The organism is uncultured Mobiluncus sp. (assembly GCF_947087965.1).
Taxonomy (GTDB): domain Bacteria; phylum Actinomycetota; class Actinomycetes; order Actinomycetales; family Actinomycetaceae; genus Mobiluncus.
The window spans coordinates 185888-202641 of the sequence record NZ_CAMUES010000003.1 but is presented as its reverse complement, the minus strand read 5'-3'; the positions used below and the strand labels follow the sequence as shown (position 1 = coordinate 202641).

The 16754-nt window shown below is 57.5% G+C and carries 18 protein-coding genes; all 18 read right to left on the bottom strand.

Going from position 1 to position 16754, the window contains the following annotated elements:
- Positions 1–14: 14 nt before the first annotated feature.
- The 18 genes from fliN to flgB all read right to left on the bottom strand — a co-directional run bounded on the left by fliN (position 15) and on the right by flgB (position 16099).
- A complete protein-coding gene (gene fliN / locus Q0V70_RS04850; protein WP_297589046.1) occupies positions 15–764 on the bottom strand; it encodes a flagellar motor switch protein FliN in 750 nt (249 codons plus the stop codon).
- Complete coding sequence (locus Q0V70_RS04845) at positions 761–1681, bottom strand: flagellar motor switch protein FliM (RefSeq protein ID WP_297589043.1); 921 nt, start codon at positions 1679–1681, stop codon at positions 761–763. Before Q0V70_RS04845 ends, fliN begins: the two co-directional genes overlap by 4 nt.
- A 106-nt stretch (positions 1682–1787) precedes the next feature.
- Positions 1788–2381 (bottom strand): flagellar basal body-associated FliL family protein, encoded by a 594-nt coding sequence (locus Q0V70_RS04840; protein WP_297589041.1) that lies wholly within the window; start codon positions 2379–2381, stop codon positions 1788–1790.
- Positions 2382–2586: 205 nt separating this feature from the next.
- On the bottom strand, positions 2587–3501 hold the full coding sequence (locus Q0V70_RS04835; protein WP_297589037.1) for a flagellar motor protein MotB: 915 nt from the start codon (positions 3499–3501) through the stop codon (positions 2587–2589).
- A 56-nt stretch (positions 3502–3557) separates the two neighbouring features.
- Positions 3558–4328: a motility protein A gene (locus tag Q0V70_RS04830; RefSeq protein ID WP_297589034.1), complete on the bottom strand. Its 771-nt coding sequence runs from the start codon at positions 4326–4328 to the stop codon at positions 3558–3560.
- A 2-nt stretch (positions 4329–4330) separates the two neighbouring features.
- Positions 4331–4603: a flagellar FlbD family protein gene (locus tag Q0V70_RS04825; RefSeq protein WP_297589031.1), complete on the bottom strand. Its 273-nt coding sequence runs from the start codon at positions 4601–4603 to the stop codon at positions 4331–4333.
- A 125-nt stretch (positions 4604–4728) separates the two neighbouring features.
- Positions 4729–6183, bottom strand: a complete 1455-nt coding sequence (locus Q0V70_RS04820) for a flagellar hook protein FlgE (RefSeq protein WP_297589028.1) — start codon at positions 6181–6183, stop codon at positions 4729–4731.
- A gap of 17 nt (positions 6184–6200) precedes the next feature.
- Positions 6201–6962, bottom strand: coding sequence for a flagellar hook assembly protein FlgD (locus tag Q0V70_RS04815; protein ID WP_297589025.1), 762 nt, complete (start codon positions 6960–6962; stop codon positions 6201–6203).
- A gap of 16 nt (positions 6963–6978) precedes the next feature.
- Complete coding sequence (locus Q0V70_RS04810) at positions 6979–8526, bottom strand: flagellar hook-length control protein FliK (RefSeq protein ID WP_297589023.1); 1548 nt, start codon at positions 8524–8526, stop codon at positions 6979–6981.
- Between the two features lies 1 nt (position 8527).
- Complete coding sequence (locus Q0V70_RS04805) at positions 8528–9706, bottom strand: C40 family peptidase (protein ID WP_297589019.1); 1179 nt, start codon at positions 9704–9706, stop codon at positions 8528–8530.
- Positions 9703–10242, bottom strand: coding sequence for a flagellar export protein FliJ (locus Q0V70_RS04800; RefSeq protein WP_297589016.1), 540 nt, complete (start codon positions 10240–10242; stop codon positions 9703–9705). The genes Q0V70_RS04805 and Q0V70_RS04800 overlap by 4 nt, the downstream gene beginning before the upstream one ends.
- Before the next feature lie 12 nt (positions 10243–10254).
- The gene (locus Q0V70_RS04795) at positions 10255–11589 is read right to left on the bottom strand and encodes a FliI/YscN family ATPase (protein WP_297589013.1); all 1335 of its coding nucleotides are present in this window, start codon (positions 11587–11589) and stop codon (positions 10255–10257) included.
- A complete protein-coding gene (locus Q0V70_RS04790) occupies positions 11586–12290 on the bottom strand; it encodes a FliH/SctL family protein (RefSeq protein ID WP_297589010.1) in 705 nt (234 codons plus the stop codon). The genes Q0V70_RS04795 and Q0V70_RS04790 overlap by 4 nt, the downstream gene beginning before the upstream one ends.
- Positions 12280–13299, bottom strand: a complete 1020-nt coding sequence (gene fliG, locus Q0V70_RS04785; protein WP_282922615.1) for a flagellar motor switch protein FliG — start codon at positions 13297–13299, stop codon at positions 12280–12282. The genes Q0V70_RS04790 and fliG overlap by 11 nt, the downstream gene beginning before the upstream one ends.
- Positions 13300–13307: 8 nt before the next feature.
- Positions 13308–14918 (bottom strand): flagellar basal-body MS-ring/collar protein FliF, encoded by a 1611-nt coding sequence (gene fliF, locus Q0V70_RS04780; protein ID WP_297589007.1) that lies wholly within the window; start codon positions 14916–14918, stop codon positions 13308–13310.
- Positions 14918–15349, bottom strand: coding sequence for a flagellar hook-basal body complex protein FliE (locus tag Q0V70_RS04775; protein ID WP_297589004.1), 432 nt, complete (start codon positions 15347–15349; stop codon positions 14918–14920). The genes fliF and Q0V70_RS04775 overlap by 1 nt, the downstream gene beginning before the upstream one ends.
- A 7-nt stretch (positions 15350–15356) precedes the next feature.
- Positions 15357–15755, bottom strand: a complete 399-nt coding sequence (gene flgC, locus Q0V70_RS04770) for a flagellar basal body rod protein FlgC (protein ID WP_004007579.1) — start codon at positions 15753–15755, stop codon at positions 15357–15359.
- Positions 15752–16099 carry a flagellar basal body rod protein FlgB gene (flgB, locus tag Q0V70_RS04765; protein WP_297589001.1) on the bottom strand — a complete coding sequence of 116 codons (348 nt, stop codon included), beginning with the start codon at positions 16097–16099 and terminating at the stop codon, positions 15752–15754. Before flgB ends, flgC begins: the two co-directional genes overlap by 4 nt.
- Between the last annotated feature and the right edge of the window lie 655 nt (positions 16100–16754).

The window sequence follows — 16754 nt, the reverse complement described above, 5'->3', positions numbered from 1 at the left end:
GACTGATCCATTCACTAGGACTGGCTCTGATTCTGTTGATCGGCCAGAGACACGATCTCCGTAATACGAATCCCGTATTCTTCGTCAACCACGACAATCTCACCGCGAGCAATGAGGCGGCCATTCACCATAACGTCAGCGGCTGAACCGGCGGAACGATCCAACTCGATAACGGAGCCGGGAGACAAATCCAGCACGTCATGCACCGCTAACTTGGTGCGCCCAATCTCGGCCGTCAAGGTCATCTCGACGTCATAAAGCAGTTTCATCGATTCGGCGCGCTGCTCCGGAGTGGCAGTGGCCTGGGTAACCGGGCCTTCCGGAGTCTCCTGGGCTTTGTCCTCTGTGGTGGTTTCCTGAACCGGCGCGGGACGCACTGCTAACCAGCCCTGTACCGTGCCGTCGGCCTCCAAGGTGGCCTTAATCCAGTCTTCACTGTCCAGCAGGTCGTCTACGGTTCCCTCGGTGGTGTTCTCCATGACCCCGGTCCCCAGGGCGGAAGTGGCCGCTTCCAAAGCCGGCAACAACGCCTGGGTCTGGGTCATCCCCTCTGCACCCTCCAAAGCTTCCGCAATAATCGAGGAGGCGACCAAACACACCTGCAGAGATTCTTCGGCGGATAGAGTCGTGACCACCGCGGGAGAATCAGCACCCGGCATCGGGTCGCCGGGCTCCCATGAGGATGCGCTAAGCTCAGTGGTCGAGGGTAGTAGTGGTATGACCGCCTGAGCAGCATCCAGTACCTGAATCGGGGTCACGCTCATTTCTTTTCTCCTTTGTTAACCGAAACCACCATCGCCGCTAAACGCGACCCGGAAGTTCCTGCAGCCGTTTCTGCCAAAATCAAATCTCCAACCACCATATCCAAAGGACGAGAGGTCGGGTGGATTAGAGGTAAGGTATCGCCGATAGCCAGGCCATCGAGTTCACGCGGATTGACCTTCCGGGGAGTGAAACGCACCGCCACCTCAACCGGCACGTCTTCGATAGAATCCACCAGCAGCTGACGCACCGCGGCGGCTTCCGCTTTTTGCTGTTCAGTACGAGTGTCATGGACATCGCCCTGATGGATTGCGTCCGTAATCATCGACACCGGCATCATGATGGAGCAATTGTCCTGGTGTTCCCCGGCAGTCAGAGTAATCGGAGCAAACAGCACCGGAGTGGAACCGTCCACGACCTGCACAAACTGAGGAGCATACTCGATGGTGCGGAACTGGCTGCCCAGCGGCAACATCGACTGGAAAGCTATATCGAGATCGGAAAGCACCCGCTTAAGGAAGTCAATCAGGACCGAAACCTCGACCTCGGTCAGTTCCCGGTCAGGAGTCGATTCCACATCTCCGGTTCCACCCAGCAGGTGATCGACCCAAGCCAGAGCGGTTTGGCGAGGGAATTGCAGAACTCCCTTGTTGCGCCCCCCTTGGAAATCGATAATCACCATCAGAGTCTGAATCGGCAGGGTCTTAATGTAATCGTCATAAGACCGCATGGACAAATCCCCGACTTCACCGGTAATCACCACATGCAGGCGTCCTACCAGCTGGTTAACCCAGTGCCGGGTAAAGGCTTCCAGAGCCATCTCCATAATGCGTGCGTACTCACGCGGGAGCTTCATCGGTTTACTAAAGTCGTAAACTCTCGCATCTACGTCAGTCTGAACGGTACTTGTCTTTGCCATCGTTTTCCATTTTATCCAGGTAAACCGTTAGAGTTTGGGGTTTTCCTGCGTTGTTAGAAAGAATTTGCCTTCAGTCGCGGGTGTTCCCCGCCAGCAAGTTTGAGCTTTACTGGTAGGCAAAAGTGGTGAATTGGACAGTCACCACGTGTCCGTTATAAGGCGGAATCGGGCTCTTGTTCAGCTCAGAGATATATTTCTTTTGCAACTCCTGCACCGCGCCAGCCTTGTCCAAGTCCTCTTTTTTCATGCCTTTGAACAGCCGCAAAGCCGCGTCGCGAGCGGGGGACGGATCGATGTCCGAGCTGCCCTCGCCCTCCGGCTTAATCTCTTCGTCAAAGTAGATTGTGGCCGCAAACGACATGAAACCATCATCGAGGTTGATACTCAGCGGCTCCCCAGTCGACACCGACTGCTTGCCCATCACCAAAGCCTTAGTGGTCTCTACGGGTTTCGGGGATTCCTTTTCACCGTCTCCTCCCCCGATGACACCGAGCAGCTTCAGCGCCAAGAACACGCCCACCGCTAATACGGCCAGAATCACTACAATCAGGACGACGAGCAGAATCTTTTTCGCGCCGCCCTTCTTGCCCGATCCCGCTCCCGCCGGAGGCGCGGTTGGGGGCATAGCCGGTTTAGCGGCTGCCGGGACCGGTTTTGCGGCGGTGCCTCCCGCTGGTTTCGCTCCAACACCGACTGGCATATTTCCTCCCTTAGGTCCGGACCAGCATGGCCGGTTCCGGTCTGTGTTTAGAATCGGACCGCGTCAGAGACTTTGCAATTGACCTGCACCGGGACGATTCGTAATTATCTTTTTCCTACGTTACCTGTAAAGTCTTGCTTTCGGGGCGGCTTGACTCCGAAAATCTAGCTTATTCGATGTCATAGTTCGATGAAACCCGCCATGCCTAGTTCTCATTGCCCGCGGCGCCTTCCGGGGGCGCTAGGGACGGGCCAATATTGGGGGGCGGCGGGGCGATGTTGGCATTTGTCCCACCCGCGAGCTGTTTCGCCGCATCAGGCAGTAAGGCGCGGACGGAATCTTTTGCGGTTGACATAATGACAATATCCACACGCCTGTTGAATGCCCAAGCATCCTGGCCGTCCGTAGCCTCAGTCTGGTGATCGGCTCCATACGAAATCGTTCGCAGTTTCGCCCCCGGAACTCCACCGTCCTTTAGCGCAATCAGTACCTCGATAGCACGAGCTGAAGCCAGGTGGTAGTTAGAGGGGAATCTCGCGTTAGCGATTGGTTGCGGATCGGCATAACCTTCGATGGCAATGCTTTCTTGCAGGGATGCCAAAACCGGGGTCACCGCACTGAGTACCTCACGAGCGGTGGGCTGAATCGTCGCCTCTCCAGTCTTAAAGTAGGTGTCGTTGGCGACCATGCCCAACACCAGACCCTTGTCGGTGATTCGCATCGCCAGGGCGCCTTCCTTGCCAGCCGCTTTCAATTGTTCTTCAACCTGTTTCTTGATGGCGTTCAAGTGACTGGCTTCCCTCATGGCCTGCATACGTTCAGGCTGAGATTGAGGATTTTGGTTCAGGTTACCCATCAGACTGCCCAGCTGCACCGCTGAGGTGGAACCGGCTAAAATTCCCAGTCCCCCATCGGTTTGGAGCGGATTGGCAATCTGAATGGTGGCGTTGAAACCGGCCGCCAGGGACGTGCGCAGCTTGGCCAATTTGCCCTGATCAACCTGAGAAATCGCGTACAGCACCAGGAACAGGCACATCATGACGGTAATCATGTCCAGATAGGATACTGCCCAACGCTCGGTGTTGTCAGGTTCCGGACATTCATGCTTACGCTTTGCCATACAAGTTCCTCCTCTCGGCGTTTGCGGAAAAGTCGTTTCCTAACGACGGGTCAGGGCTAGGCCGCTTTTTCGGCCTTTAGTTGGTTCGGCGGAATCAACGAGCGCAGACGTTCGCCAACCTGACGCGGGTTCGCCCCGGACTGCAGACTGATGAGCCCTTCCATGACGATTTCCATTCGAGCCAACTCCAGATTGGAGATTCTCTGCATACGGGAGGAAATCGGCAGCCAAATCATGTTCGCACTGAGCAGACCCCACAGGGTAGCCACGAAAGCCGAAGCAATCAGCGGGCCCAAAGTCTCAGGCTCGGACAGCTGCGTCAGCACATGCACCAGGGAAATCACGGTACCGATAACGCCAATAGTTGGAGCGTAACCGCCAGCGACGTGGAACCAGGCATAAGCGGTCTTGTCCGACTGCTTGCGAGCCTCGATTCTATCTGTCAGCATGGAGCGCAAATCTTCGGGATCCATGCCATCGATGGCAGCCATCAAACCCTCACGCATGAACGAATCCTCAATGCCTTTCGCGGCGTCTTCCAAAGCCAACAGACCTTCGCGGCGGGCTTTTTCAGACAGCGACACGATCGTGTCAATCGCGTCGGTAGCATCGGGGACCTTAGCTGTGAATGCTTTCGGAACCTGGCCAAAAGCATAGAGGAAGTCTCTCATGGTAAACGACGCCATAGTCGCCAGAAGCGTCCCCCCAAAGACCAGGGTCATAGGCGGGGGCAACAGGATGTTTGTAATCTCGGCACCCTCCATATACAGCATGGCTACTACTGCCGAGAGCGCGCCAACGATGCCAACGATTGATGCGGGATCCATACTTAGTCCTCCGAATCTTTCTCAATGTTCACCACGGTAAGCCTCGCCGCAGGCGTCGAAGTCCGGGAATCGTCTTGGATGATTTCCTCAACGCGAGCCAGCAGGCGGGCGCGGTCCTCACGAATCAGTTCGATGACTTCGGTCACGGTTTGGGAAACCACGTAGCGAGTTGCGTCCACCATGACAATAATCGTGTCAGGCGTGGACTCGACGCGCTCAATCAGGTCAGGGTTCAGGACAAAGTCCGACCCGCCCAAGCGTGTCAACGCAATCATGGTTCCTCCTCTGCGCGGTTTTCCTTAACTTCGGTGTTTTTTCTGAAATCTAAAGGTTTTTCGGGATTTTTCCGGGAATTATGCTGGAATTTTCACTCCTGGCTCACTCCTGGTCTGTCCCTAACCTAGCGCTTCATGTTCACCAGTTCCTGCAGGATTTCATCCGAGGTGGTGATAACGCGGCTGTTCGCCTGGAAGCCGCGCTGGGACAGAATCAGGTTCGTGAACTCGGCGGCCAGGTCTACGTTCGACATTTCGATGGCGCCGCCCGTCATGGCGCCGCGCTGGCCGGTGCCGGCTTCGCCAATCTGGGGCTGCCCGGAGTTACCGGATTCCATGAAGTAAGAGCTGCCGGCCTTTTCCAAGCCCAGCGGGTTGGCAAAGCTGGCCACCGCGATACGCGCCAATGGACGGTTGTCGCCGTTCGAGAACGTGCCACGAATCGTGCCGTCAGCCTCGACCGAGTAACCCGTCATGTAGCCCGCCATATTGCCATCGACCTGCTTTTGACCGAAGTTATTAACCCCGCCGAAGCCGGTCATCGCCGACAGATCCAGGTTAATGGGTTGCTTGGTGACATTCGGCTGCAAGATTTTTGTTGACTTCGGGGTCGTTGTTTCGTCCACGTTTATTTGATCCAGCTTGAAATTAACGGTCTTCAGAGCCTTCTGGGAGGCCTCGTCCAAGGTACCGTCAGTCTTAAATTTAAAGGTCAAAACACCATCGGTATTTGCGGTTTTCACCTTTGAACCGCCCACGCTGACCGAACCGTCTGCCTTCACATCCAGCTTGATACGCGCCCCCTTCTTATCGGTGGTTAATTCACGCTGGGTTTCATCCAGTTCTTTGTACGCGTTTGCGTCGTATGCACGCAGCTCCCACTCCGGTTCCGAACCGGGATTAGCAAAATCGCGACGCGCGAAAGTCAGCAAGACATCGTGCGGGTTGCCCTTATCATCGTAAGCATGCACGATTTGGGAACGCTGGAACGCGTTATCCGGCGAAGTCTTGGAGCCGGTCGGATCCATATAAATTTGGTCAGCGGGAATGTTACCGCCATAAATGACCTTGGTAGTCGGTCTGCCCTCTACCGTCTGAGTTAGCGGCAGGGTGATATTGCCGGGAGTACCCGAAGCGTTAATGGTTCCGTCCTTGTCGCCCATCCAGCCCTGCACGAACGAGCCGTCTGCCGCGACGACCTGACCTTGGGCATCCAAACCAAAGGAGCCGTTACGGGTGTACACGCTGGAACCGTTGGTTTTGCGCAGGACATAGAACCCGTCGCCATTAATCATGGTGTCCAGGTTACGGCCCGTCATCTGGGCCGCGCCGCCGGTGAAGTTTTGGGTGATGGACTGGAGCTTCACACCCAAACCGACCTGGGCGGGGTTCATCCCGCCGCGCTCGTTTAGTCGAGGCGCCGCCCCGGAACGCACCAGCTGGCTGAACGTGTCCTCGAAACGAGTCGACGCGCTCTTAAACCCGGTGGTATTGACGTTAGCGATGTTGTTGGAAGTGACATCGAGCATGGTCTGGTGGACACTCAAGCCCGAGATGCCGGTAAATAGTGAACGTAACATTTTCTCTTTCCTTTGCTCTATGAAGCCGCGGGGGCTGGAGTGTTGTTTCCTTGATTAGTGGTCTGTGTAGCCGGGGCGGGAGTGGCTCCCGGCTGGTTCGGGGTGGTTCCAGTGGCGGTTCCCGAAGCCGCCGGCGTGTTCTTGGGTTCGGTGGCCGCGCCTGTCTTTTTGCCCTCCTGCACGGCGTCCTTGATGGCCTTATCCAAAGGCGTGTCATCAGTCGGGTCGGCGATACCGAGGATGTCGCTCATGTCGACCTTTTGGTTGCCGATGTGGGCCAAGACTTTGCCGTCAGCCAGGAACTCCACGGCTTCAATCTTGCCCGCGGTCGTCACGGCGTTGCCATCAGCATCAACGGCGTCATACACGGCCGTCTTGCCGACCATGGTCGTACCCTGGGCGCGCTGCTGAGCCTCAAAAGACTTCTTGGAGGCCTCGGTCATCTGAATCATCTGTTCCATGTTCGTCATGGTCGAGGTCTGTTCCAGCAGCTTCGCGGTATCCATCGGCTCGGTCGGGTCCTGGTACTTCAACGTCGCCAACAGCAACTTCATGAAGTCGTCCTTGCCCAGCTTGCCGGGGTTTTCCTTCGTTTGAGCAGCCTTATCGGTCTTTTGTCCCTCGTTCATTTTCTTAAGGAACAGGGCCTGCTTTTCGGCATCGCTCATTTCCTTGGTGGTGGCGAGGGTTTTCGCGTCCTCTTTCGCTTTGGCGTTCGCCCCGATTGTGTAGTTATCCACAATCGGATTGGCGCCGGCGCTTACTGCATCAACTGGCATAGTGTTCTCCTCACAATCACGCGAACATATCCACCGAACCATCAGTGCCGTCCTTCAGGACGTCACCCACCTTCGGCCTGGACACAACGTCTTCTGGTTCAGTTTCGGATCCATCCGTACCGGCTGCGCCCGCCTGGCCAGCCTGACCGGTTTCCCTCTCGGAAGAACCGGTTCCAGCGCCCGTGAACTGGGCAAACTCTTGGGCGTTTTCCGCCACATCCAAATCCGCCTGCAACCCGGTGGAAGCCAGGTCACGGCGCAAGTCGCTGAGCACTTGGCGCAGCTGGTCGCGCGCCGCCTCCGAAGCTCCCAACAGCTGCAGATGCACGGTGCCGTCAGCGTGGAAGTTCGCCGCCACCCGCACCGGACCGAAGGTCTCGGGGTTGATGGCTAACTTCAACTGATGCTGACCCTGACCCAACACTTTCAACCGCGACAGCTGGTGCTGCATCTGGTCAAAGAGCTGCTGGCTCAAGTTCGGGGCGTAAGTCGGAGCGGCTTGGGCCACCGGGTTCGGGGCGGAGGCAGCCGGAGCAGCGGCCGGCGCGGCAGACGCCACGGGGGTCGTCTGAGCCGAGGTGCCGGACACGGCGCTCACCGCGGAGCTACCCGCATTGGACGCTCCCGCCGCGGTTGCATTCGCGGTGTTTCCAGCTGTTTGCCCGACCGCCGCCAAGGCTTCGGACATTATTTCTAGCTGCTCGGTTGCTTCAGGCACCACCGGAGCTGCGACCTCAGGTTTTGCCGGAATCAGTGACGGGGCTTTACCGGATTTCAGCTGGGCGGCGATGTCTGCCCCGTCTATCGGTTTTTCTGTCTGCGGCGTCTGGACCACGGTAGCGGAGGGCTCCGGAGTGTCCGGAGCGGCCTCGGGCTGAGTCAAAGCCGGTTCCTCAGTTTCAGACGCTACTGTTTCCGTTTCTATATCTGGCGCTGGGGTCTGTGCCGTGGTTTCCTCCGGGGTGAGGGGGACGGCAGACTCCTCCGGGACCACTTCCGGGGTCGTTTCAGCGGTTTCCGTCAGCGTTTCCACAATCTCTGCGGCCACATCCGTCCCGGTTTGCGGCGCAATCGCGACATTTGCGGCGGTGTCCGCAGCGGGGGTGGTTTCCGCAGTCTGTTCAGTATCGGCCGATTTCGTGGTGTCCTGAGCCGGCTCATCGGCCGGTTTCGTTTCATCAGCGCGATCCTTTGGGGTGGTCGAATCCTTCGCCGCAACTTTTTCGGGGCGCCCCGGACGTTCCGGGCGTTCGGGACGCTCGGGCTTGTCAGCCCGGACATTACCAGGCTGACCAGGATTGTCATGACGCGTACGGGACGGACGCACCGACGCTCCCGGTTCGGTCGCCCCGACACGGGAAGGCTTTGCCGGAGCAGGGCGGGAATCACGAGCCGAGCCGGGGTGGTTTTCCCCACGGCGCACCACGCCTTCATCGGGAGTGCGAGCTTCGGTCGCCAACGCACTCATGAGGGACTCAAAAGCGGTGGTGTCGGCTGCTTTCGCACCCTGCGAAGCCATTTGGGCAGCCACCGCGGCCGCATTCGTGTTCTTAATATCAATCATGTCACACCCCCAAAGATGAACGTAGGGCGCCCAACGCACTCAAGGACGACGCGGTATTACTCAAGCTCGCGTTGGCTCCCATCGTGCCACGGTTTTCGGCCAATGCCCCCAAGCCGCCGGCCGCGTTAGAGCCGTACAGTGAGGAGCCGCCCAAGAACTGGCTGAGCAGGGTCGAGCTGTAAGAATTATTCGAGTTCGCGGTTCCCATCAAGGCGGCCAGCGGATTCGCACCGGCAGTGCCCGCTCCCGCTCCTGACAGGGCTCCCACCAGCGCGGCAGCCAGGTCCGCAGACGGATTGCCCGGGTTCGCCGCACCGCGGTTAGCCGGACCGGAAGCCGCGTTATTTTGAGCCAAAGCCGCATTGCCCAAGGCTCCCAGCAAGCTCACCAAGCCCGCCGCCACGGCATCCGGCGAAGGTGCCACCGCACTGCCGTTATCTCGGAAAGCCGCGTTCGCGGTGACCCCGGCCGGGGCCTCTGATTTATCGGAATCTTCCACGGACGGAGTGACGTGGGAAGCGGCCTTGGCGGTTTCCGGAGCCTTCGGCGCGTTTACAGTCGAAACGGGTGCCCCCGGAGCATCTCCCGCGGAGGGCATCACGCGGCGAATGGTCACAATCGGACCCAAGTCAGAAACGTTGGCTTCCGTTACGGTCTTGCCCGGGCGCGGCGCGTGAATCGCCTTGCCGTTGCCGACATACACTGCCACGTGTCCGGAGTTGCGCAGAATCAGCAGGTCGCCGGGCTTCGCATTCTCAATGCCGTCAACTTCCACGCCGGAGTGCTGCTGATCGTAAGTGACGCGCGGCAAAGTCACGCCGACTTCCCGGGCGGCAGTTTGCACCAATCCGGAACAATCCAGCCCCTTGGCGGGGTCGGTACCGCCCCACACGTAGGGCACCCCGATGTAGGACCGAACCTTTTCCACGAAAGCCTCAGCGGTCCCGGGCGCTCCTTGAATCTGCCCTTTACCGGAAGTCCGGGTGGGAGTGGCCTTATTGGCTGCGGAAATTTGGCTGGCCAACTTGGTGCTGAAATCTCCCGTGGTCTCGGAATTTTTAGACGTTGATTTTGCCGCCCCACTCTCGGTCACCGAGACCGGTGGACGGCCGTTATTATTCAACGCATTAATCATGTCTTGAATCGCACTGATTCTTGACTGGACACTAGCCAGGCTCACAATTGACCTCCCTTGGCAAAAACAGGGCTTTGCTGACCGGTTGAGCCTGTCACAGACTCACTCGGGAGCGTTTCCCTTATCGTGCGAATACGTGGTTCCGCACCGGTTTTGCCTTCCGTGGCACTGCCAGTGTTGCCCATGTGAGACGCAAGCTCATCAAGAACAACCTGTTCCTTATGCAAGTCATCGGCAATAACTTCTTCCGCATGACGATTTTCAAGTTTTTCTAAGGTTGCAGTCAGGCGACGAGCCCCCTGCCATTCATCCTGACGCCGATCCACTACCGCTTGCGCGTACTCTTTTCGAGCAATGCCCTCTTGAATCTGCATCATCGCCGCGTTACGCATCGCCGCAGCTACAGCTAGGTTTGTGGCCCCGGTAGTCTGCATGGAGCCGAGCCGCGCCCGCGCCGAGGACAGCTGCTGGTCAGCGTGGTTTAAGTCCGCGTGAGCCGAGGCGAGACGACCCGCCGCCTGATCCTCTTGGAGCTGGCGTAAATTGAGTAAACCCTGAAGACGGAACGCGCGATCTACCATTGACTACACCCCCTACGCCGCTTTCTCAGACTTGAAGGCTTGATAGAGATCAAACAGTTGTGACCAAGCCGCGTCGAATTCGACCTTCTCATCGGTCTTTTGAGTCAGGAACGCTTCGATGTCGGCATCATATTTCACCGCCGTGTCCACTTCGGGGTTCGTGCCCGCCTGATAAGCCCCCACGTCCAGCAGGTCCTGGACCGAACGCTTTGCCCCCATAATCTGACGCAGGGCGGTAGCGGCCTCCTGTTGTTCCCGGGTGGTGACTTTGGTAGCCACCCGGGAGATGGAGCCCAGGGCGTCGATAGCCGGATAGTGCCCGGCCACCGCCAGTTTCCGATCCAGCACCACGTGCCCATCCAGGATGGAGCGCGCCTGGTCAGCGATGGGTTCGTTGTGGTCGTCCCCATCCACCAGCACCGTGTAGATGCCGGTCACGGACCCGACTGAACCGGAACCGGCTCGTTCCAACAGTTGAGCCATCATCGAGAAAGTCGAAGGCGGGTAGCCGCGAGTGGCGGGCGGTTCGCCTACGGACAGCCCGATTTCGCGCTGGGCCATGCAGGTACGCGTCAGGGAATCCATCATCAGCAAGACGTGGCGGCCCGCGTCCCGGTAGTACTCAGCGACCCGGGTGGCAGTGAAAGCGGCGCGTTTGCGCAACATCGGGGACTCGTCAGAAGTCGCCACCACCACGACAGAACGGGACAGACCCTCCTCGCCCAAGTCGTCTTCCAAAAACTCCCGGACCTCCCGCCCGCGCTCGCCCACCAGGGCGATAACACAGACTTCGGCATTCGTGCCGCGAGCAATCATCGACATCAAAGTCGATTTGCCAACCCCGGAACCGGCAAACAGGCCAATGCGCTGGCCTCGTCCCAAGGTCACCAGGGTGTCCAAAACCCGCACCCCCATCGCGACTGGCATATCAATCCGGGCGCGCTCCAACGCGTTGGGAGCGGCCCCGTGAATCGGTACCCGGTCAGCCGCATAGATAGGGCCTTTACCATCAAGCGGACGACCCGCCGCATCAATGACCCGACCCAGCAGAGCCGGACCGACCGGAACTGTGGCCGGCAGACCGGTACCGCGAACCGGAGAACCAATCCGCAAACCGTCCAGATTATCCAGGGGCATACACGAGGCGATGCCCGCGTCCAGCGCCACCACTTCGGCGGGAACTCCCGGGTCATCGCCAACCAGCACGACTTCACCCACAGAGCATTGCAAGCCGCGGACCTGCACAGACAGGCCTACAACGGACTCCACCTCACCGACTCGTTGGGGGCGCGAGGCGTTCAGCAAACTCACAAAAGAGGGTAAAGTGGCCAGCTCCAAGACGCTCACTCCTCGGCTGCTTGAGCGGACACCAGAGCCTCTCGCGCACGCCGCACAGCCGAAGTCAGCCGGGCATCCAGCAAACCCTCCGGCATGTAAGCCACTGCGTCGCCCGGATCCAGTTCCGAATCGGGAACCAGCTGTACCGGGCAATCCACACCCAAGCTGGTCAGCGTAGCCACATCCTGTGGGTTCATATTGACCTTCACAATGTCTTTCGGGTCATTCATAGACAAAGCCCGCTTTAACGCCGCCTTGGCGCGAGTCGGCGCATCGGATAGCTCCGTCCCGATCAGGGCTTCCGCTAAATCCACTGCCGCTTCCATCAGCGCGGCTTTCATGTCTTCGATGACCAGGGCGTCCCGGGAGGAAACCGCATCGGCAATAGCCTGGATTTCATCCATCGCATCCACATAAGCCTCGGTGCGGGCTTCTTCCGCCAGGCGCGCGTCCTCATTGAGGATGTTGCGTTCCTGTTCAGCTTCGCGAGTCGCCCGTTTTTGACCGGCAGCCCACCCGGAAGAAAAGCCTTTGGCGTATCCGAAGGCCTGGGTGGATTTGTCGTCGCCTTTGGCCTGGTTGGAAGCGCCTGTCAGACGGAACGCTCCCGCCGTAGCCGACCCGGTAGCGGTGGATAGCGGCACCGGATTGGGCGCACCGCCGCGTCGCTGGTTTTCTTTGACCTCCAAGAGGTCCTGATCAAGCCACATATTCGTCTTCCTCCTCGCGGCGGATGACGATTTGGCCAGATTCCTCCATCTTGCGAATCAGCTGGACGATTTCGGAACGAGCTTCCTGAACCTGGCTCATGCGCACGCTGCCCAGCATGTCGATTTCTTCCATGACATTCTGGCGAGCACGCTCGGAGAGGTTCTTCATCAAGCGAGAACGCAGATCTTCGTTCGTGCCCTTCAGGGCCATCGCCAGGCGAGCCCCGTCGACCTGACGCAGCACCAGCTGAATACCCCGATCTTCGAGCATAACGATGTCCTCAAAGACGAACATCCGGGAGCGGACTTCATCAGCCAGGTCCTCGTCACGTTCTTCCAGCCCGGTCAGAATCATCTTTTCAGTACCCGGATCGGCCCGGTTGATGATGTCGACCAGCGGTTCGACACCGCCGATAGCTTGCATTTCTTCAGAGTTAATGACCTGCTCAGCCTTCTTTTGCAGGGAAGCGGCCACCAGAGTCACCATTTCGGGGTTAGCCCGTTCCATCTGAGCGATGCGCACTGCCACATCGCCTTGAAGTTTCGGACCCAGACCAGCCATGACACGCGCGGCGTGATCCGGACGCAGGTGCGCCAGCACCAGGGCAATCGTCTGGGGGTGCTCGGAGGACACCAAAGTCACGATTTCACGCGGGTCGGCGGATTTCAGGAAATCGAAGGGCTGCCCCTGCATGCCCTGCATCAGGCGTTCCATGATCTCCGCAGCTTTTTCCTTGCCGAAAGTCTGTTCCAGAACTTTCTGGGCGTAGTCCAGACCGCCGTGGCCCAGCTGCAAACTTGCCGATGCTATGGAGTTTTCATAGAACTCATCGATGACGTCCGCGGTGATTTCGCGAGGTACGTTGGTCATCCGCAAGATTTCAGCTGACAGCGCCTCGACCTCATCGTCAGTCATCTCGCTCATGACGCGGGCAGCGCGATCCTTACCGATTTGAATCAGCAGCAAGGCAGCTTTCTGTAGCCCGCTCAAAGTCAGTGCTTGTGACATTACCATGATTAGTGACCTCCCATCCAAGCGCGCAGCTGCTCAGCAACCAGTTGCGGTTTGTCGAGAGCCAGTTCGGCAATCTCCTCGCGCTTGGCTTCAATCTTTAGCAGGATTGGATCAGGCTCGGGCTCCGGTTCAGGCTCGGGCTCCGGTTCAGGTTCCGGAATCGTGGCCGCCTCAATCTCCAGAGCTTCTTCCTCCGGAGCGCTCAAGGTGTAAGGATCGGGCAGCTGATCCAGCTCGCCGAGGTCCAAAGCCTCACGTTCGCGAGCCTTGGCCCGCTTCTTGGCCACCGCCGCGATGATAATCAACAGCAAGATAATCAATCCGGCAATAACCGCCTGACGAATCAGGGAGGCGGTCTTTGCTGCGGCCTCCGCGGCAGCTTCAGCCGCAGCAGCCTTTTCAGCCGCTTTCTTTGCCGTGTCGTCGAACGGAGAACGCGAGATATTTACAACGTCTCCGGTAGCAGCATCAATGCCGGTAGCCGCCGCCACCATGTCACGCACTTGCGCCATGTCCAAGCGCCGGGCGGTATCTTGATTCAATACAACCGACACGGACTTGCGCAGCGCCGCTCCGGGTCCACGAGTGGACTGGGTCACTTCTTCGTTGACCGCGTTGTTTTGCACGTTTTGGGTGTTGGAGTAGTTACCGCCGTTATTGCCGTTCAGCTCGTAAGGGTTGGCAATGTTATCCGGCCCCAGCACGCCACCAACGATGGCCCCGCCGCCGCTGTACTGTTCGGCCGCGTTCGAGGCGGACAACTGCTTAACCCCGCCCTCCGGATCGGTAAAGATACGAGTGGTCTTAACCTGGTTATCTTGTGAGAGGTCAACTTGCGCCGAGACACGGGCATTACCGACCCCCACCAGGGGTTCCACTACCGCCAAAGCCTTGGCGACCAAACTCTTTTCCATTTCCGAAGCCGCAGCCGTACCGCCTTCGACCTTGTCGGACAGGCTGTTACCCAGCGTATCGACCACGGTCACTCCCGACTTATCCAAGTTCGGCACGGAAGCGGAAACCATGTTGATAACGGCTTGCACCGTGTCATTGGAAACGTCTTTGCGATTCTTCGGGGTGATGGTCACAGAAGCGGTGGTAGCAACGGGTTTCTTCGGGTCGGCAAATACGGATTCCTGCGGAATAGCCAGGGCGACCGAAGATTTTTCAATATCATCCATGGTGTCGATGGTCTTGGCCAGCTCACCTTCCAGGGCGCGCTTCTTGGCCATTTGCTGTTGGAAGTCGGAAGCCGCGACGCCCAGGTTATCCAAAACGGCATAACCGGCAGTGGGCTGTGCGGGCAGGTCGGCGGCCGCCAAGCTCATACGGGCGCTCTGCACATCTTTTGCCGGCACCTTGACCACACCATTGTCGGCGACCTGATATTTGATGCCTTGCGAATCGAGCTGTTCGGTGACGGCGGCTTGATCTTTATCCGTCAAGCCGGAGTACAGGGTGGTGTAGTCGGGGCGTGCCACCCAAGAGTAAAGCACCACGCCGCCCAAGATGAGCACGGCTACCCCGATAATCGACAGGGTCTTTTGGCCTAAAGAAAACTGGCCGACGGTACTTTTGACTTTATCTACTGCGTTTACGATGACCGGTGGCATTATGCTTGCATCCTCATAATCTCGTTGAACATGTCAACTGCCTTGTTCCGTATAGTGGAGGTCAGTTCCATAGTCAGCTGGGATTCTGCGGCTGCAATAGTGTATTGGTGGACATCATTGAGTTGCCCGGTCAGGGCCTGCACACCCAGCTTCTTGGCGGTACTCTCACGTTGCTGCATGTTGTACACCGCATCGGCAAAAACATTGCCGAAAGAGGTTTCCGCGACATCGCGGACATCTCCACCCAACGGAGTCAGACCGGTGCCAGTCGGGACGATGTGCGTGGCATTGGTGCCAAGACGCGCCGGACCGGCTTGGGTGGCTGCGGAACGTGAGAACCCAAGGGATTGTACTAAGTTATTGGTCAGCTGCTGGGTTCCGGTCAAGGAACTGGTCAGCTTGCTACCAATACCGTCTACAGAGTAAGGCATGGCTTACTTACCTCCCGATTTGCAATGCCGCTTCGTAAGTGGACTTTGCACGATCCACCACAGCAGCGTTTGCCTGGTAAGCCCTTTGCGCCATAATCAACTGGGTCATCTGTGATCCCAAGTCAATATCAGGGTGGCGGACATACCCTTCTTCATTCGCGTTCGGATCGCGGGGGTCGTACACGATCCGGCCGTCGGTGCCACCGAGCGCAATGCCCGATACCATCGTGCCAGCTGGACGCCCGTAATCAACAGCCTGAGCCACGACGTAGCGAGCCCGGAAGGCCTCTTCGTTCATAGGCTTGGTGGTGTTGATGTTGGCAATGTTATCCGAGATGCAGTCCAACCATTTACGGTTGACTGTCATGCCGGTTCCAGCGATACCGATTGCTCCAAACGTGGTCATGATGTCGTCCTCATGGCAGAGCGAATGTTGGTGTATTCCCCACTGATTGCTTGGGTAGCCAGCTGAAAGCGAAGAACCGTATCCACGCTGGAGATGGTCTCAGTGTCCAGGTTGACATTGTTACCGTCTATACGAGTGGGCTCCAAAGAGCGGGCAGTGGCGATATGCGTGGTAGCAGGGTGTCCGAACTCGACGGCACGAGCCAGTTCGCTTTCGAACGATACCTTGCCAGATAAGAATCCCGGCGTCTGAATATTGGCAATGTTGTCGGCGATGACTCGCTGACGCATGGACAATCCATCCAGCGCGGTTCGCATTGCTACGTAACCAACAGAATCAAACATGACGACCTCACATGTTCTCTCGCTGGATCATTCCTTCGATCCTCATTACCCGCATAACTTCCTGCTAGCGGTTCAGTGCTTTTTGCGCTGACATATTCAGTATCGGCAGTTCCCAAGCGATTGTCGAGGAGTTTTGCTAATTTGTTTTGGGGTTCATGGGAAGTATCTGCGAACCCCACTATTTTTACATTAATTAGGTTTTTGTTAATACAAATGCCTGGACTATATGCCCTAGTAAATAGGGTTTCTGGAAGATTACACAGCTGTAACTTACCGTATTTTCAGCGTCGTATTTTTACCACCATGTCAGCTTTCAAATCGGCAGCTTTCGTTCATCAAAAGTTTCTATATCTATAAAGCTAAACGGCACTTTGTTCAGTTGTTTTTCAGCATATTATGCGGCCCGCTCCGACATAGATTTTTTCTCCCGCTGTCAAATTATTGCCATTTTTGTGTATATTCACGCGAATTTCCCCGCGACCAGCTCTGATACAAAAACTTTAGAGATGGTAACATTCTGAAGCTTAGCTGAGTGTTAGGGTAACCTTCCCCAGACTTACAAATTTTTACTAGCCTGTAGATTTCGATACAAAATTAATTCATTAGCGTTCATAGACTGAACATAGTTAGGACTTTCATCCCGGGTGTGATGTTA

Bases quoted from the DNA above. Each gene is read 5' to 3' on its own strand.
- flgC (WP_004007579.1), bottom strand. From the start codon at position 15,755: ATGACCACGTTTGGAGCAATCGGTATCGCTGGAACCGGCATGACAGTC.
- Q0V70_RS04840 (WP_297589041.1), bottom strand. From the start codon at position 2,381: ATGCCAGTCGGTGTTGGAGCGAAACCAGCGGGAGGCACCGCCGCAAAA.
- Q0V70_RS04830 (WP_297589034.1), bottom strand. From the start codon at position 4,328: ATGGATCCCGCATCAATCGTTGGCATCGTTGGCGCGCTCTCGGCAGTA.
- fliF (WP_297589007.1), bottom strand. From the start codon at position 14,918: ATGCCACCGGTCATCGTAAACGCAGTAGATAAAGTCAAAAGTACCGTC.
- Q0V70_RS04825 (WP_297589031.1), bottom strand. From the start codon at position 4,603: ATGATTGCGTTGACACGCTTGGGCGGGTCGGACTTTGTCCTGAACCCT.
- fliN (WP_297589046.1), bottom strand. From the start codon at position 764: ATGAGCGTGACCCCGATTCAGGTACTGGATGCTGCTCAGGCGGTCATA.
- Q0V70_RS04820 (WP_297589028.1), bottom strand. From the start codon at position 6,183: ATGTTACGTTCACTATTTACCGGCATCTCGGGCTTGAGTGTCCACCAG.
- Q0V70_RS04775 (WP_297589004.1), bottom strand. From the start codon at position 15,349: ATGCCTTACTCTGTAGACGGTATTGGTAGCAAGCTGACCAGTTCCTTG.
- Q0V70_RS04800 (WP_297589016.1), bottom strand. From the start codon at position 10,242: ATGGTAGATCGCGCGTTCCGTCTTCAGGGTTTACTCAATTTACGCCAG.
- Q0V70_RS04790 (WP_297589010.1), bottom strand. From the start codon at position 12,290: ATGTGGCTTGATCAGGACCTCTTGGAGGTCAAAGAAAACCAGCGACGC.
- Q0V70_RS04835 (WP_297589037.1), bottom strand. From the start codon at position 3,501: ATGGCAAAGCGTAAGCATGAATGTCCGGAACCTGACAACACCGAGCGT.
- Q0V70_RS04810 (WP_297589023.1), bottom strand. From the start codon at position 8,526: ATGATTGATATTAAGAACACGAATGCGGCCGCGGTGGCTGCCCAAATG.
- flgB (WP_297589001.1), bottom strand. From the start codon at position 16,099: ATGTTTGATTCTGTTGGTTACGTAGCAATGCGAACCGCGCTGGATGGA.
- Q0V70_RS04845 (WP_297589043.1), bottom strand. From the start codon at position 1,681: ATGGCAAAGACAAGTACCGTTCAGACTGACGTAGATGCGAGAGTTTAC.
- Q0V70_RS04815 (WP_297589025.1), bottom strand. From the start codon at position 6,962: ATGCCAGTTGATGCAGTAAGCGCCGGCGCCAATCCGATTGTGGATAAC.
- fliG (WP_282922615.1), bottom strand. From the start codon at position 13,299: ATGTCACAAGCACTGACTTTGAGCGGGCTACAGAAAGCTGCCTTGCTG.